Consider the following 14,892-nt stretch of genomic DNA (forward strand, 5'->3'; position numbering starts at 1 on the left):
CCAAGCTTCCGCACACTCAAGGAGAAGTCAGATGGAAGTCATCCTGCTCGAACGCGTCGCCAAGCTCGGCCAGATGGGTGAGACCGTGAACGTGCGCCCCGGCTACGCCCGCAACTTCCTGCTCGCCCGCGGCAAGGCTCTGCGCGCCACCGAGAACAACAAGAAGCACTTCGAGGTCCAGCGCGCCCAGCTCGAGGCGCGCAACCTCGAGCGCCGCAACGAGGCCCAGACGGTCGCCGAGAAGCTCGACGGCCAGAGCTTCGTGCTGATCCGCCAATCCGGCGAGACCGGCGTGCTCTACGGCTCGGTCTCGACCCGCGATCTGGCCGAAGTCGTCACCAAGGAAGGCTTCTCGGTCGAGCGCGGCCAGTTCGTGCTCAACCAGCCGATCAAGACGCTCGGCCTGCACACCGTGCCGGTCACGCTCCACCCCGAGGTCGAGGTGACCGTCACCGTCAACGTCGCCCGCTCGCCGGAAGAGGCCGAGCGCCAGTCCCGCGGCGAATCGGTCACCGAACGTGAGCAGTTCAACCTCGACGACCTCGGCCTCGAAGTCGGCCAAGCGCTCGCCGACGCCGGCGAAGGCGCCGACGACCGCGGTTGATCCTGGGATTCCGAAGGGATCATCCCTTCGGCGGGGCGCCGGGGCAGAGCCCCGGCATCCCTTCGACCAGGGCTCTGCCCTGGACCCGCGAAAGGACGTAGTCCTTTCGAAACCTCGGACTTGGGCGGTGGACAGCGGGCATGGCGCGCTGTCCGGCGTTGACTTGTTCCTAATTCGTTCCAGCATGGCGCCCGCGATTCCCTCATCGGGAGACGCGGGCGTCGTGCGTTTCGGGCGTCCGTGGCGCATGGGCCGCAGCCGCCGGAGGCGTGCCGGCTTAAGGAAAATTCACCACCCCGGCGCAAGGTCCGGCGGGCATGGAAACGGGCGGCCGGTCGCGGCCGCGGCAACGGAGCGTGAGACGCCATGGCCCTGCCCAACGCCCTCGCGGCCAAGCTCGAAGCGGTCCAGGCCGAGTACCGGGTGCCGCCGCACAACATCGACGCGGAGCAGGCGCTCCTCGGCGCGATCATGGTCAACAACGACGCCTATTACCGCGTCTCGGACTTCCTGCTGCCCGAGCACTTCATGGAGGCGGTCCACCGCCAGATTTTTGAAGTCGCGGTCACGCTGATCAAGGCCGGCAAGCTCGCCACGCCGATCACGCTCAAGACCTATCTCGGCGACATCGATCTCGGCGGCGTCACGCCGATGCAGTACCTCGCCCGCCTCGCGGCGGAAGCCACCACCGTCATCAATGCGGGCGAGTACGGCCGCACCATCTACGATCTGGCCATCCGCCGCCGCCTCATCACCATCGGCGAGGACATGGTCAACGGCGCCTACGAGGCGCCGGTCGAGTCCAGGCCCCGCGACCAGATCGAGGCGACCGAGCGGCGCCTCTACGAACTCGCCGAATCCGGCAAGTACGACGGCGGCTTCCAGAAATTCTCCGATGCGCTCACGGCGGCCATCGACATGGCGGCCAAGGCCTACCAGCGCGACGGCAAGCTCTCGGGCATCTCCACCGGGCTCACCGACCTCGACGCCAAGATGGGCGGCCTCCAGCCCTCCGACCTGATCATCCTCGCGGGTCGCCCGGCCATGGGCAAGACCTCGCTCGTGACCAACATCGCCTTCAACATCGCCAAGGCCTATCGCGGCGAGAAGCAGGCCGACGGCACGATGCAGACCGTCAACGGCGGCATCGTCGGCTTCTTCTCCCTCGAAATGTCGGCCGAGCAGCTCGCCACCCGCATCATCGCCGAGCAATCCGGCGTGCCCTCCTACAAGATCCGCCGCGGCGACATCCGCCCCGAGGATTTCTACAAGATCACCGATGCTGCCCGCGACATGCAGACGATCCCGTTCTACATCGACCAGACCGGCGGCATCTCCATCGCCCAGTTGGCCGCCCGCGCCCGCCGCCTCAAGCGCCAGAAGGGCCTCGACCTCCTCATCATTGACTATCTCCAGCTGCTCTCCGGCTCCGGCAAGAAGAGCGACAACCGCGTGCAGGAGATGACCGAGATCACCACCGGCATGAAGGCTTTGGCCAAGGAGCTGGCGGTGCCGATCATCGGCCTGTCGCAGCTCTCGCGTCAGGTCGAGAACCGCGACGACAAGCGCCCGCAGCTCTCGGACCTGCGCGAATCCGGCTCGATCGAGCAGGACGCCGACGTGGTGATGTTCGTGTTCCGCGAGGAATATTACGTCGGCAACAAGAAGCCGCGCGAGGGCACGGAGGAGTTCTTCGCCTGGGAGCAGGAGATGCAGCGCGTCCACGGCAAGGCCGAGGTCATCCTCGGCAAGCAGCGCCACGGCCCGACCGGCACGGTGGAGCTGCAGTTCGACGCCAACATCACCCGGTTCTCGAACCTCGCCCAGAGCGATCGGATGCCCGAGCAGATGTGATACAAGAAGGTTGAGCGGTACGATGGAGAGAGGCGGTGGCGGCGCCGAGGCGGGTTGCGGTGGAGGGAACGGCCTACGAGGCGGATGCGTCCGCCTGGGCGCTGGAACAGGCGGACCACCTGCGCGCCGGCCGCTGGTCGCGTCTCGACGTCGCGCATCTGGCCGATGAGATCGAAGCCTTGGCCCGCAGCGAACGCCGCGCGCTGACGAGCGCCTTGCAGGTGATCCTGTTGCATCTCCTCAAGTGGGAGCATCAGCCGGATCGTCGGACGCGAAGCTGGGTGGACTCCATCCGCACGCAGCGGCTCGCCGTGGCCGAAGATATCGAGGACAGTCCGAGCCTCGTGCCGCAACTCGACGAACTCGTCGCCCGCGCCTATCGCCGCGCCCGCATCGATGCGGCCGGCGAGACCGGCCTCGACGACGACGCCTTCCCAGCCGAGTGCCCCTACATCCTTGAGGACATCATGACCCGGCCGGTGCCCTGGCCGCCGGTGGGCGGGGAGTCCTGATCATCGCCGCCGATGCTTGTCCCGGCCACGGCGCCCGCCTGACGGTCGATCTCGCGGCGCTGGTGGCGAACTGGCGCGCGCTCGGCGCCCACGCGCCCCAGGCCGAGTGCGGCGCCGTGGTGAAGGCCGACGCCTATGGCTGCGGGCTGTCGGCGGTGGCGCCGGCGCTGGCGCTGGCGGGCTGCCGCACCTTCTTCGTCGCTCATCTCTCCGAGGGCATTTTCGCGCGAAAGCTGCTGCCGGAGGCGGCGATCTACGTGCTCAACGGGCTGCCGCCCGGTGCGGGCGCGGCCTTCGCCGAGCACGCGCTGCGTCCCGTCCTCGGCGACCGGGAGGAACTGGCGGAGTGGGCCGTCCTCTCGGACGGGCGCCTTCCGGCCGCGCTCCACGTCGACACCGGCATGAACCGGCTCGGCCTGTCCGTGCCGGATGCGCTCGCGCTCGCCGGCGATCCGGTGATCGGAAAAGCCGGCATCGATCTCGTGATGAGCCATCTCGTCAGCGCCGAAATCCCCGCCGACCCGCTCAACGCCCGCCAGGCCGCCGACTTTTCCCGCCTGCGCGCGGCGTTCCCGCAGGCGCGCGCTTCGCTCGCCAATTCTTCCGGCACCTGCCTCGCTGACGACACGCGCCACGACCTGCTGCGGCCGGGTTATTCGCTGTTCGGCGGCAACCCCGAGCCCGGTCGCCCAAACCCGATGCGGCCGGTGGTGCGGCTGGAGGCGACGATCCTTCAAGTTCGCGATGTCGAGGCCGGCGCGACCTGCGGCTACAACGCCCGCTGGACCGCGCCCTCCCCCCGCCGCCTCGCCACCCTGTCGCTCGGCTATGCCGACGGCTATCCCCGCGCGGCGAGCGGGCGGGGCCACGCGCTGGTCGGCGGCGTGCCCTGCCCGATCCTCGGGCTGATCTCGATGGACCTCATCATCCTCGACGTCACCGACGCATCTGACGCCCGCCGCGGCGGCACCGCGACGCTGATCGGCGACGGCCTCGACATCGACACGGTGGGCGCAAACGCCGGCACGATCGGCTACGAGATCCTGACCGGTCTGGGTTCTCGTTATGTTCGGAACTATGTAGAGTGATACTCCTCCCACCCACACCCTCATCCTGAGGTGCCGCGAAGCGGCCTCGAAGGAGGGCTCCAGAAGTCTCAGAAATCCCTGGAGCCCTCCTTCGAGGCTGAGCTGAGGCTCAGCACCTCGGGATGAGGGGGATGGGTGGGAGGTTCGAAAAAGCTTCCGTCCCGAGCCCCCATGGCCAAGATCCAACAGACCTTCGTCTGCCAGTCCTGCGGGGCGGTCTACAATCGCTGGCGCGGGCGCTGCGAGGCCTGCAACGGCTGGAACACGATCCAGGAGGAGGCCGCTGCCTCCGGCCCGCAATCGGGCCCCGCCGCGACCCGGCCGTCGCGGGCGCGGGGCCGGGTGTTTCCCCTCGAAGGGCTGACCGGCGAGGCCAAGGAGGCGCCGCGCACGCCCGCAGGGATCAACGAGTTGGATCGCGTCACCGGCGGCGGCTTCGTGCGCGGCTCGGTGATCCTGCTCGGCGGCGATCCCGGCATCGGCAAGTCGACCCTGCTGATGCAGGCCTCCGCCGCCATGGCCAAGAGCGGGGAGCGCGTCGCCTACATCTCCGGCGAGGAGGCGGTGGGGCAGGTGCGGCTGCGGGCCGAGCGGCTGGGGCTATCCAAATACCCGGTCGAACTCGCGGCGCAGACCAACGTCGAGGACATCGTCGAGACGCTGTCGCAGGGCCATCCGCCCGCGCTCGTCATCATCGACTCGATCCAGACCATGTGGACCGAGACGGTGGAATCGGCCCCCGGCACGGTCACGCAGGTGCGGAGTTCCGCCCAGGCCCTGATCCGCTTCGCCAAGACCACGGGAACGGCGGTGATCCTCGTCGGCCACGTCACCAAGGACGGGCAGATCGCCGGCCCCCGCGTGGTCGAGCACATGGTCGATGCGGTGGCCTCGTTCGAGGGCGACCAGGGCCACCATTTCCGGATCTTGCGGGCGGTGAAGAACCGCTTCGGGCCGACCGACGAGATCGGTGTGTTCGAGATGACGGATGCGGGGCTGGCCGAGGTGCCCAACCCCTCCGCCCTGTTCCTGGCGGGTCGCGACCACGCCGCGCCGGGCACCGCCGTCTTCGCCGGGATGGAGGGCACGCGACCGCTCCTCGTGGAAATCCAGGCGCTGGTCGCCCCCTCCTCGCTCGGCATGCCGCGGCGCGCGGTGGTGGGGTGGGACCCCAACCGCCTGTCGATGGTGCTGGCGGTGCTGGAGGCCCATGGCGGCATCCGGCTCGGCGGGCACGACGTCTATCTCAACGTCGCCGGGGGCCTGCGCATCTCGGAGCCCGCGGCCGACCTCGCGGTCGCCGCGGCTCTGGTTTCCTCGCTGTCGGGATCCGCATTGCCGTCCGACTCGGTGTTCTTCGGCGAACTCGGCCTGTCCGGCGCCGTGCGGCCGGTCTCGCAGGCGCCGGCCCGGCTCAAGGAGGCGCTGAAGCTCGGCTTCGGCAAGGCGGTGACGCCGCAGGGCCGCGGCGAGAGCGGCGACCGGGCGCTGCCGACGGACGCCTTGCGCCACATCGCCGACCTCGTCGCCGGCATCGCTTCGGGCGCGCCGCGCCGCGGCGGCGGGCGCCCGAAGGCCGTGCGCTACGAGGAGGAGATGTGAGGGGCCGGACGCCACCGCTGTCAGGGCGGATGTGCGTGGCACCACTCTTCGATGCAGGCCAGTAGCTCGGGGACGGGAAGCTGTTCGATGTCGCGGTCCGAGAAGCCGCGCTCCTTCAGGCTCGCGTAGTTGTCGGACATGAAGTCGATGAAGCGGCTCCAGATCCGGGCCGGCCCCGGTGACCGCAGCCCGGCCTCCGCCGCGAGCCAGTTCCTGACCTGAGTCAGAACCTCGGTCGGCTGGTTGCCGTGGACGGCGATGTCGGAGTTGGAGAGGTCGGAGAGCGCCGCCTGATAACGGTAGCGCTCCGCTTCGAGGATAAGGCAGCGCTTTCCCGCGAAAGCCGCGCCGCCGAAGGTCTGGCAGCCGACGTCCAGTCCGAGTTCGAACGGCATGTTGAGGCGGTAGAACTCGCCCTCCCGCTCGGCTTTCAGGCGCGAGAGATCGTGGATGCCGAATTTCGAATTCTGGATCAGCCCGATAATCTTCTCGATGCGGGGACGGCCCGAGTTCAACTGCTCCAGGGCGATCCGCGGCGTGAAGCCGAGGTCCGTCACGCTGAACAGCAGCGGCCTGAGCAGCGGCAGGTAGTCATCGTCGAACGGGCAGTTCACGAAGACGGAGGTCTCGAAGGACACCGTCGGCCGTCCGGCCGGCGATCAGCGAAGGGAATCCTCGCCGTAGCTGTTGCGTCCCTGGATCGTTCCATCGGCACGATGGATGTAGAGGTCGGCCCGCTCCGATTGCGCCTTATCGCGTGCGTAGGCGATGGCGGCGTCCTGGGTCGGGAAGGTTTTCGACGCGCGCACCGCACCCGTCCGCCGGACGGCCCATCCGCCTCCCAGCGCCGGCATGACATGCTGACCCTTCTTGGCCATCGCCGCCCTTCCGAACTGATTTCAGGCCTTGTAACACGCCGATCGGTCGTCAGCTACGCTCCGGTTGCATCCGTGCGGCGGCTTGATGGGGCGGTCGTCCCCTCACCCCCTCAGGCTGAACGGGTTGAAATCCGTCCCCCGGTCGTCCGCATCCACGCCCTCCGTTCGCTTCAGCCAGGCGATCAAGGGCAGGCTGAGCGGCAACGCAAAAACTTCCCAGGCGACCTTCAGCAGCCAGACCGAGAGGCCGAGCCGGATCAGCTCGGGCACCGGCAGCGTGCCGGCGAAGGCGAGCGTCAGGAACAGGGCGGAATCGACCGCCTGCCCCACCAATGTCGAGGCGATGAGGCGCACACCCACGAACCGGCCGCCGAGCGCGAGCTTGAGGCGGGCCAGCACGTAGGCGTTCAGGAACTCGCCGACGAGGTAGGCGCCCATGCCGGCCACCGCGATGCGCGGGGTCGAGCCCAAAACCGTCTCGAAGGCCTGCTGGTGGGTCCAGAACGGGGCCGGCGGGAGGGCCGCGGCGATCCAGTAGCTGACGATCCAGATCACCTGCACGGCAAAGCCCGCCCAGACCACCTTGCGGGCGCTGGCGTAGCCGTAGACCTCGGTCAGCACGTCGCCGAACAGATAGGAGAGCGGGAAGACGATCACGGCGGCCGTGAAGGGGACGCCGCCGACCTCGGCGATCTTGCCCGCCAGGATCAGCGAGACGATCAGCACCCCGCTGAACAGGCCGGCGATCGGCACGAGGTAGCGAGGGGCTTGAGCCGGAGCGTTCACGCCTCACGGGTTCCCGCAGCGTGAAGGTGACGGCCGTGGTCGGCCGGGGTATATCGGTACGAACGACTGAGGACGCGCGGTTCGGGGGAGCCGTCGCGGCCCACTTCGCGTCTCCCGCCCCGGACCAGCGTAACCAGCGATGCCGTTCTCCGTCCTCGACCTCGTGGTGCTCGGCATCGTGCTCGTGTCCGCGTTGCTGGCCGCCGTGCGCGGCGTGACCCGGGAGGTGCTCGCCATCATCGCCTGGGTGGCGGCGGCCGCGCTCGCGTGGTCATTGCATCCGATGCTGCTGCCCACCGTCAAGCAGCACGTCTCCAGCGACACCGTGGCGCTCGTCGCCTCGATCGGCGCGATCTTCCTCGCCACGCTCATCGTCGTCTCGCTCATCACCGTGAAGGTCTCCGACCTCGTGCTCGACTCGCGCATCGGCGCGGTCGACCGCTCGCTCGGCTTCGTGTTCGGCGCAGGCCGCGGCTTCCTGATCTGCGTGATCGGCTGGGTGTTCCTGGCGTGGCTGGTGCAAGGCAAGGTGCCGGACTGGGCCGCCCAGGCGAAGAGCAAGCCGCTGCTCGAAAGCTCCGGCGAGGCGCTGGTGGCGCAACTGCCCGACAACCCGGAAGGCTTCCTGAAGCAACTGCGCAAGCCCAAGGACGCGCCCGCCGAGGAGCCGCCGCCCGAGACCGACCTGCCGGCCCAGCGCCGCAGCGATGCCGGCCCGGCGGCGCCTGCGCCGAAACGCTGATATGCTGGAATCGCTCTTGGTTGCGGTGCGATCCCCGCCTAGGTAACGGTTTCACGACGGTCCCGGACCTTCGAGTTCCTCACGAAACTCCCGCATCGGGAATTTCGTGAGAGGCGCTCAACGGTCCCGACCGTTTCCGCCGTGCCGGACGCGGGAGCGCGGTTCCGCCCGCGCCGCCAGGAATCGAGAGCGACATGTCTGCTGCCAGCGCGAGCGCCGATTCCCAGGATTGGGACATCGACGGCGATACGCTTCGCGAGGAATGCGGCGTCTTCGGCATTTACGGGCACGACGACGCCTCCGCCATCACGGCCCTGGGGCTCCACGCCCTGCAGCACCGCGGCCAGGAGGCCGCCGGTATCGTCTCTTACGACGACGGCGTCTTTCATTCCGAACGCCGCCAGGGCTTGGTCGGCGACAACTTTTCCGACCGCGGCACCATCGAGCGCTTGGCCGGCCGCTCGGCCATCGGCCACGTGCGCTACTCGACCACCGGCGGCACGATCCTGCGCAACGTCCAGCCGCTGTTCGCTGAACTCGCCGGCGGCGGGCTGTCGGTGGCGCATAACGGCAACCTGACCAACGCGCTCACGATCCGCCGGGAGCTGGTGCAGGACGGCGCGATCACGCAATCCACCTCGGACACCGAGGTGATCCTTCACTTGGCGGCGCGCTCGCGCAAGCCCCGCATCGTCGAGCGCTTCATCGACGCGCTCCAGCGGATCGAGGGCGCCTACGCCATCGTCGCGCTGACCAACAAGAAGCTGATCGGCGCCCGCGACCCGATGGGCATCCGCCCCCTCGTGCTCGGCGAACTCGACGGTCGCTACATCCTCACCTCCGAGACCTGCGCGCTCGACATCATCGGCGCCCGCTTCATCCGCGACGTGGAGAACGGCGAGATCGTCGTGATCTCGGAAGAGGGCGTGGAATCGATCCGCTTCAGTGAGAGGCGGCCGATGCGCCCGTGCATCTTCGAGTACATCTATTTCGCCCGCCCCGACTCGGTGGTGAACGGCAAGAGCGTCTACGCGGTGCGGAAAGCCATCGGCCGGGAGTTGGCCCGCGAGGCGGCGCCTGAAGCCGACATCGTCGTGCCGGTGCCGGATTCCGGCGTGCCGGCGGCGCTGGGCTTCGCCCAGGAGGCGGGCCTGCCGTTCGAGATGGGCATCATCCGCAACCACTATGTCGGGCGCACCTTCATCCAGCCGACCCAGACCGTGCGCGAACTCGGCGTGCGGATGAAGCACTCGGCCAACCGCGCGGCGATCGAGGGCAAGCGCATCGTGCTGGTGGACGACAGCCTCGTGCGCGGCACGACGTCCGTGAAGATCGTCAGGATGATGCGCGATGCCGGCGCCCGCGAGGTGCATTTCCGCATCGCCTCGCCGCCGATCACCTATCCGGATTTCTACGGGATCGACACGCCGGAGCGCGAGAAGCTCTTGGCTGCCACCCACGATCTCGAAGGGATGCGGAAGTATATCGGCGCCGACTCGCTCGCCTTCCTGTCGATCCCCGGCCTGTACCGGGCGATGGGCGAGGAGGCCCGCGACGAGGCGAGCCCGCAATACACCGACCATTGCTTCACCGGGCAGTACCCGACCGAGTTGACGGATCTGGCCATCGCCGGGCCGAAGCGGCTGGCGATGCTGGCCGAGGCGGATTGAACCATGGCCGACAAGACCCTCGACGGCCGTATCGCCGTCGTCACCGGCGCCTCGCGCGGCATCGGCCGGGCGGCGGCGCTAGCTCTCGCGGAGGCCGGCGCGCATGTCGTGGCGGTGGCCCGCACGCAGGGGGCGCTGGAGGAACTCGACGACGCGATCCGGGCGGTCGGCTCCTCCGCGACGCTGGTGCCGCTGAACCTCACGGATTTCGACGCGATCGACCGGCTCGGCGCGGCGCTCAACGAGCGCTTCGGGAAGCTCGACATCCTGATCGGCAATGCGGGTGTGCTCGGCGCCCTGATGCCGCTCGCCCACGTCACCCCGAAGGTGTGGCAGCAGACGCTCGACGTGAACGTGACGGCCAACTGGCGGCTCCTGCGCTCGCTCGACCCGCTGCTGCGCCAGTCGGACGCCGGCCGGGCCGTGTTCGTGACCTCGGGCGCGGCGCACAAGGCGCGGGCCTATTGGGGGCCCTACGCGGTGACCAAGGCGGCGCTGGAGGCGATGGTGCGCACCTACGCCTCCGAGACCGAGACGAGCCCGATCCGGGCGATGCTGCTCAATCCCGGCCCCCTGCGCACGGCGATGCGCCGCTCGGCCATGCCGGGCGAGGACCCGGACGGCTTGCGCACGCCGGAAGAACTGGCGCCGCACTTCGTACGCCTCTCGTCGCCCTCATGGAACGAGACCGGCCGCCTCTACGATTTCCCCAGCGACCGGGTCCTGAGCTTCCGCGCCCCCGAGTAACGGGGTCCGGGGCCAAGGCCCCGGCGGGATTCGGGCGGAGCCCGTTCTTTCTTTGTTGCGTCGGTCCCGGTCTTCGACCGAAACCGCCGCGTCCGGCGGAAGACCGCCGTCGCGCGGGCAGAGGACGATGATGCGGGATCATCGTCCTGTGGTTTCACTTCGAGGTTTTGAATGATCGACGTCCGCTGCATCTGCGCCATCGGCCAGCGGGGCCAGCTCGGCCTCGACGGGCAATTGCCCTGGGAGGGCAACACCGATCCGCTGTTCGTGGAGGACGTGACGCGGTTCTTCGCGCTGACCATGGGCCACGTGCTGATCGCCGGCCCCAAGACGGTGGCCTCGGTGCCGGAATTCGCCTTCAAGGACCGCACCATCGACGTGATCCGCTCGCACGAGGACCCGGAAGACGTGCTGAAGCGGTATCCGGGCCGGCGCATCTTCGTTGGCGGCGGGATCGCGGTGTGGAACGTCTATGCGCGGTACATCCAGCACTGGGACATCACGCGGCTGCCCTATGACGGTGAGGCGGATCGGTGGTTCGATCCGGCTTGGCTGGTGGGCGGGGCGTTGCGGCAGGGGTAATCCAGCCGCTCAGAACATCCCGTTCGGGTTGGCGGAATCTTCCGGCAGGATCTGCAGTACGTCCCAGTGCTCGACGATGCGGCCGTCCGCGTCGAGGCGGAAGATGTCGATGGCCGCGTAGTCGTGGTCGCCGGGCCAGTGCTGGCGGCAATGCAGCACGACGAGGTCGCCCTCGGCCACCGCCCGCTTCACCTCGACCCGCTTGCCCGGCCATTCACGGGCCATCCGCTCGAAATAGGCGATGAAGCCGTCCTTGCCGGTGGCGACGTGCGGGTTGTGCTGGATGTAGTCGGCGCCCGCGTAACGCTCGATCGCCTCGCGCGGGCGACACGCGTTGAACATCAGTTCGTAGAAGGCGATCACATTCGCCTTGTTGCGCGCGAGGTCGGTCATGCGGCTTCCTGTGTGAGCGGTCGTGGACGAGCCGGAGGGAACGCTCGCGTCTCCTGAACCATATAAAGGCACCCGCGCGGTCCGCGGCCATGGTTCGGAGACGGCGGATGAGCGCGCACGCGTACCGGTTCGGAATCGAGGAGGAGTATTTCCTCGCCGATGCGGAAACGCGGGGCACGCCGCGGCGCTCGGTCAAGCCATTCCACGTCGAGGCGGGCGAGCGGTTGCCGGAGATCGGGCGCGAACTGCTCCAGTGCCAGATCGAGGTCTGCACCCCGCCCTCGACCGCGTTCGCGGATGCCCGCGACGCGCTCTTGAAGCAGCGCCAGGAACTCGCCGAGATCGGGCACGGGCACGGCCTCCTCGTCTTCGCCGCGGGCACCCACCCCATCGCCGACTGGGCGCGCCAGCTGCCGACCAAGGGCGACCGCTACCGCGGCATCCTGCGCGATGTCGGCTTGGCCGGGCGGCGCAGCCTGATCTGCGGCATGCATGTCCATGTCGAGGTGAAGGACCCGGACGCCCGGGTCGGGCTGATGGACCGGCTGCTGCCGTTCCAGCCGCTGCTGTTCGCGCTCTCGGCCTCCTCGCCGTTCTGGCAGGGCAAGCCGACGGGGCTCTCGGCCTATCGCCTCAGCGCCTTCGGCGAACTCCCCCGCACCGGCCTGCCCGAGCTGATGGGCGATGCCGGATCTTACGAGCGCTACGTGCGCATCATGACCAAGGCCGGCTCGATCCAGGATGCCAGCTTCCTGTGGTGGTCGCTGCGCCCCTCAATCAAGTTTCCGACGCTGGAGCTGCGCATCGCCGATTCGTGCACGCGGCTGTCCGACGCCCTCGTGATCGCGGCCCTGTTCCGCTGCCTCGTGCGCCTCGTCGAGCGGCGCCCGGACATCAACGCCGGGCTGACGGGCGTGTCGCGGGCGATCGCGGCGGAAAACCTGTGGCGGGCGCAGCGCAGCGGCACCGAGGCCGAGCTGATCGACGAGACCTCGGAGGAGGCCTTTCCCTTCGGGCAAGCCCTCGACACGCTGCTCTCGCTGATCGCCGAGGATGCCGAGGCGCTCGGCTGCGCGGCGGAGGTCGCCGATGCCCGCCGGATCGTGACCGAGGGCACCAGCGCCGAGCGCCAGATCGCCGCCTTCGAGGCGACCCGGGGCGGCGACACCAGCAACCGCCAGGCGCTCGACGCGGTGGTGGATTGGCTGGCCGAGACGACGCGGGCGGGGTGAACCGCCCGAGGCAAGCGGCCGGCTCCGGGAGCCGGCGCTACGGCGACGTGAAGCTGTAGGACAGGCGGGTGCGCAGCACGAAGGCCTCGGTGCCGCTGCCGGCGGTGAAGAACCGTCCCGCCGTCGCCGGAAGGGCCACCGGGCGCGCGTTGCCGAGATCGTAGTACAGGGCCTCGGCGCCCGCGGTCAGGCGCTCGGTGATCCGCGCTTCGAGGCCGCCGCCGACCACGAAGCCGACCTGCGTATCGCCGTTGCGCAGGACGAAGGTCCGGCCTCCCGCGCCGCCGGCGCCTCCGGGCGGAGCGAGGACCGCGCCGCCGTCGCCCCCCGGGCCGCCGTTCTCGGCGAAGATCGTGCGGATGCCGGCATTGCGGTCGATGGCGACGCCGGCGGTTCCGTAGAACAGGATGCCCGCGCTCAGGAAGCCGAGGCGGCCGCGGACCGTGCCGAGGGTCTCGAACGTGGCGTTGTCGGCGAAGCTCGCATCGGCCTCGCCGCCATAGACCCAATTGCCCGCCTGCCAGTTGTAGCCGAGATGCACGCCGCCGATAACGGAGGGCTTCCGGCGCAGGCCCGCGAAGGCGACCGCGCCGCCGCCGCCGCCGCCGCCGTCGATCCCGCGGATGCCCGTCTCGCCGGCCTCGCCCGGAGCGAGGGCGACGCGATCGATCGCGTTGGCCGAGAGGCCGTGGACCGCGCCGAAATGGCCGCCCGCGTAGGCGCCGCCCCAGCGGTCGCCGACGGCGAGCGCCGGCGCGGGCAGGCCGGCGGGCGTGAGATGGAAGGTGAGCCGCCCGCGCACGGTGAGAAAGTCGCGGGCGAGGCCGCCGCCGAGCGGCGCGCCGTCGAAGACGTGGTACAGCGCCTCGATGCCGGCGCCGACCTGGGGCGAGAGCCGCGCCTCGAACCCGGCGCCGCCAACGAAGCCGACCCGGTCGCCGCCCGCCGCGGGAATCGAGAGCGTGCCGAAGCCGTTGCCGCCCTGGCCCGCGTCGCCGCCGAGGCCCGGGACGGCGCCGCCATTGCCTCCGTTGCCGCCGTTGCCGCCCACGAACACTCCGGCGCGACCCCCGCTCTGGGACAGGTAGGCAACGCCCGCCGTGCCGTAGATCAGGAATTGCGGTGTGCCGAAGCCGAGGCGCGCGCGCCCGCTCGCCACGATGTCGTCGATCCGGCCCAGGCTGCTCACGTCGCCCTCGACGCCGAGCACCAGCCCGCCGGTCTGCCAGTTGTAGCCGGCATGCCCCCCGGTGAAGAGATCGCGGCCGTCGAGGGTGCCGATCGCGTTGCCGGTGCGGCCGCCGCGCCCGCCGAAGTTCGGCGACGGGAACAGGCCGCCGTCGCCGCTCGCGACGGTGCCCCCCGAGCCCCGATCGATCACGGTGCCGATATGGGCGCCGACGTAGAAGCCGGTCCAGTCCAGCACGGCGAAGACGGGCGGCGGTGCCGCCCGCGCCGGCAGATCCGCGGCGCCCGCGGCGGATGCGAAAGCCAAGCTTCCGACGATTCCGATGGCGCCCGACAGGCGACGTCGCATGGCGATGGCTCTTCCCGTTGATTCGATCCGGCGAGGATACACCCGAACGGCCGAGCTTGGGCCGGGCAGCGCGCCGACGCGGAAGTTTTCGCCCGCCCTGAGGCATTTTGGATACTGCGCCGCGCACCGGGCGAAGAGACTTCCTGAATGGCTGCGAGCCGCGAAAGATCCGGAAATGCGTATGTAAGGTGGGTTGCGTGGGATCGCGGACTGTCCTTTCGGGCCGAATGGGCAAAACTGGCATCGCGAAAGCAGAAGATCGTGAATCCGAACATTTCGGTATTGCCGTTGCCTCAAGCATTCGACCCGATGGCAGCGAAGAAGTAGAATTCTTCGCCGTCGTGGCATCGGGGCGAAATTGTGGCCAAACCGCGGCGATGAGGCGGTGATCAGTCCCGGCCCGGTCGCCTCTCTACAGAGGGGACGATTGATTTTTTCTGCCGGTTTGGGCCGCCATGCATGATTTTTATCCCGCGCCTGACGCCGCGCTCTTCGTGGCGCCGGGGTGAATATTCAGAAAGTACCAATCGGCACGAGGTTATTTTTTGTCGAATGAACCATATGCAACTAGTTTGATTTCCATATCGCAATGCCCTAACGTGCAAAAAACAATGAATAAGGATCAGACTCGCCATTCAGACAGCATTCACGGCGTGCGTGACAAC

15 protein-coding genes are annotated in these 14,892 nt (G+C 69.0%); 10 read left to right on the top strand and 5 right to left on the bottom strand.

Translation table 11 applies throughout. The features are described 5' to 3' along the window. Nucleotides 1-31 precede the first annotated feature (31 nt). The 5 genes from rplI to radA all read left to right on the top strand — a co-directional run bounded on the left by rplI (nt 32) and on the right by radA (nt 5,660). A complete protein-coding gene (gene rplI / locus HNR00_RS10995; RefSeq protein WP_183569149.1) occupies nt 32-604 on the top strand; it encodes a 50S ribosomal protein L9 in 573 nt (190 codons plus the stop codon). 366 nt (nt 605-970) lie between these two features. Continuing rightward, nucleotides 971-2,458, top strand: a complete 1,488-nt coding sequence (locus tag HNR00_RS11000) for a replicative DNA helicase (protein WP_183569151.1) — start codon at nt 971-973, stop codon at nt 2,456-2,458. Between the two features lie 35 nt (nt 2,459-2,493). Next, complete coding sequence (locus tag HNR00_RS11005; protein ID WP_183569153.1) at nt 2,494-2,970, top strand: DUF29 domain-containing protein; 477 nt, start codon at nt 2,494-2,496, stop codon at nt 2,968-2,970. 62 nt (nt 2,971-3,032) lie between these two features. Further along, complete coding sequence (gene alr / locus HNR00_RS11010; RefSeq protein ID WP_376770371.1) at nt 3,033-4,058, top strand: alanine racemase; 1,026 nt, start codon at nt 3,033-3,035, stop codon at nt 4,056-4,058. Nucleotides 4,059-4,229: 171 nt separating this feature from the next. After that, nucleotides 4,230-5,660, top strand: a complete 1,431-nt coding sequence (radA, locus tag HNR00_RS11015; protein WP_183569155.1) for a DNA repair protein RadA — start codon at nt 4,230-4,232, stop codon at nt 5,658-5,660. 20 nt (nt 5,661-5,680) lie between these two features. Here the strand turns inward: radA and HNR00_RS11020 are convergent, their stop codons facing one another. The 3 genes from HNR00_RS11020 to HNR00_RS11030 all read right to left on the bottom strand — a co-directional run bounded on the left by HNR00_RS11020 (nt 5,681) and on the right by HNR00_RS11030 (nt 7,324). Then, complete coding sequence (locus tag HNR00_RS11020; RefSeq protein ID WP_183569156.1) at nt 5,681-6,298, bottom strand: hypothetical protein; 618 nt, start codon at nt 6,296-6,298, stop codon at nt 5,681-5,683. A 21-nt stretch (nt 6,299-6,319) separates the two neighbouring features. Then, entirely contained in the window at nt 6,320-6,538 is a 219-nt protein-coding gene (locus tag HNR00_RS11025) for a DUF2188 domain-containing protein (RefSeq protein WP_183569158.1), read from the bottom strand. A 102-nt stretch (nt 6,539-6,640) separates the two neighbouring features. Continuing rightward, the gene (locus tag HNR00_RS11030) at nt 6,641-7,324 is read right to left on the bottom strand and encodes a queuosine precursor transporter (protein ID WP_183569160.1); all 684 of its coding nucleotides are present in this window, start codon (nt 7,322-7,324) and stop codon (nt 6,641-6,643) included. Between the two features lie 139 nt (nt 7,325-7,463). On the opposite strand from HNR00_RS11030, the gene HNR00_RS11035 reads away from it, so the two are divergent. The 4 genes from HNR00_RS11035 to HNR00_RS11050 all read left to right on the top strand — a co-directional run bounded on the left by HNR00_RS11035 (nt 7,464) and on the right by HNR00_RS11050 (nt 11,065). Then, nucleotides 7,464-8,066 carry a CvpA family protein gene (locus HNR00_RS11035; protein ID WP_183569162.1) on the top strand — a complete coding sequence of 201 codons (603 nt, stop codon included), beginning with the start codon at nt 7,464-7,466 and terminating at the stop codon, nt 8,064-8,066. 194 nt (nt 8,067-8,260) lie between these two features. Then, entirely contained in the window at nt 8,261-9,736 is a 1,476-nt protein-coding gene (gene purF / locus HNR00_RS11040; protein ID WP_183569164.1) for an amidophosphoribosyltransferase, read from the top strand. A gap of 3 nt (nt 9,737-9,739) precedes the next feature. Then, nucleotides 9,740-10,483, top strand: a complete 744-nt coding sequence (locus HNR00_RS11045; RefSeq protein ID WP_183569166.1) for an SDR family NAD(P)-dependent oxidoreductase — start codon at nt 9,740-9,742, stop codon at nt 10,481-10,483. Between the two features lie 171 nt (nt 10,484-10,654). After that, nucleotides 10,655-11,065 (top strand): dihydrofolate reductase, encoded by a 411-nt coding sequence (locus HNR00_RS11050; RefSeq protein WP_183569168.1) that lies wholly within the window; start codon nt 10,655-10,657, stop codon nt 11,063-11,065. A 9-nt stretch (nt 11,066-11,074) separates the two neighbouring features. Here HNR00_RS11050 and HNR00_RS11055 read toward each other — a convergent pair whose 3' ends face one another. Further along, the gene (locus HNR00_RS11055; RefSeq protein WP_183569171.1) at nt 11,075-11,458 is read right to left on the bottom strand and encodes a nuclear transport factor 2 family protein; all 384 of its coding nucleotides are present in this window, start codon (nt 11,456-11,458) and stop codon (nt 11,075-11,077) included. 107 nt (nt 11,459-11,565) lie between these two features. Between HNR00_RS11055 and HNR00_RS11060 the strand changes: the two genes are divergently transcribed. Then, complete coding sequence (locus HNR00_RS11060) at nt 11,566-12,690, top strand: carboxylate-amine ligase (protein WP_183569173.1); 1,125 nt, start codon at nt 11,566-11,568, stop codon at nt 12,688-12,690. Between the two features lie 37 nt (nt 12,691-12,727). Here HNR00_RS11060 and HNR00_RS11065 read toward each other — a convergent pair whose 3' ends face one another. Continuing rightward, entirely contained in the window at nt 12,728-14,227 is a 1,500-nt protein-coding gene (locus HNR00_RS11065; protein ID WP_183569175.1) for an outer membrane protein, read from the bottom strand. Nucleotides 14,228-14,892 lie beyond the last annotated feature (665 nt).

The organism is Methylorubrum rhodinum (genome assembly GCF_014199935.1).
GTDB classification, from domain to species: Bacteria; Pseudomonadota; Alphaproteobacteria; order Rhizobiales; family Beijerinckiaceae; genus Methylobacterium; species Methylobacterium rhodinum.

Bases quoted from the DNA above. Each gene is read 5' to 3' on its own strand.
- rplI (WP_183569149.1), top strand. From the start codon at position 32: ATGGAAGTCATCCTGCTCGAACGCGTCGCCAAGCTCGGCCAGATGGGT.
- HNR00_RS11000 (WP_183569151.1), top strand. From the start codon at position 971: ATGGCCCTGCCCAACGCCCTCGCGGCCAAGCTCGAAGCGGTCCAGGCC.
- radA (WP_183569155.1), top strand. From the start codon at position 4,230: ATGGCCAAGATCCAACAGACCTTCGTCTGCCAGTCCTGCGGGGCGGTC.
- HNR00_RS11025 (WP_183569158.1), bottom strand. From the start codon at position 6,538: ATGGCCAAGAAGGGTCAGCATGTCATGCCGGCGCTGGGAGGCGGATGG.
- HNR00_RS11035 (WP_183569162.1), top strand. From the start codon at position 7,464: ATGCCGTTCTCCGTCCTCGACCTCGTGGTGCTCGGCATCGTGCTCGTG.
- purF (WP_183569164.1), top strand. From the start codon at position 8,261: ATGTCTGCTGCCAGCGCGAGCGCCGATTCCCAGGATTGGGACATCGAC.
- HNR00_RS11045 (WP_183569166.1), top strand. From the start codon at position 9,740: ATGGCCGACAAGACCCTCGACGGCCGTATCGCCGTCGTCACCGGCGCC.
- HNR00_RS11050 (WP_183569168.1), top strand. From the start codon at position 10,655: ATGATCGACGTCCGCTGCATCTGCGCCATCGGCCAGCGGGGCCAGCTC.
- HNR00_RS11055 (WP_183569171.1), bottom strand. From the start codon at position 11,458: ATGACCGACCTCGCGCGCAACAAGGCGAATGTGATCGCCTTCTACGAA.
- HNR00_RS11060 (WP_183569173.1), top strand. From the start codon at position 11,566: ATGAGCGCGCACGCGTACCGGTTCGGAATCGAGGAGGAGTATTTCCTC.
- HNR00_RS11065 (WP_183569175.1), bottom strand. From the start codon at position 14,227: ATGCGACGTCGCCTGTCGGGCGCCATCGGAATCGTCGGAAGCTTGGCT.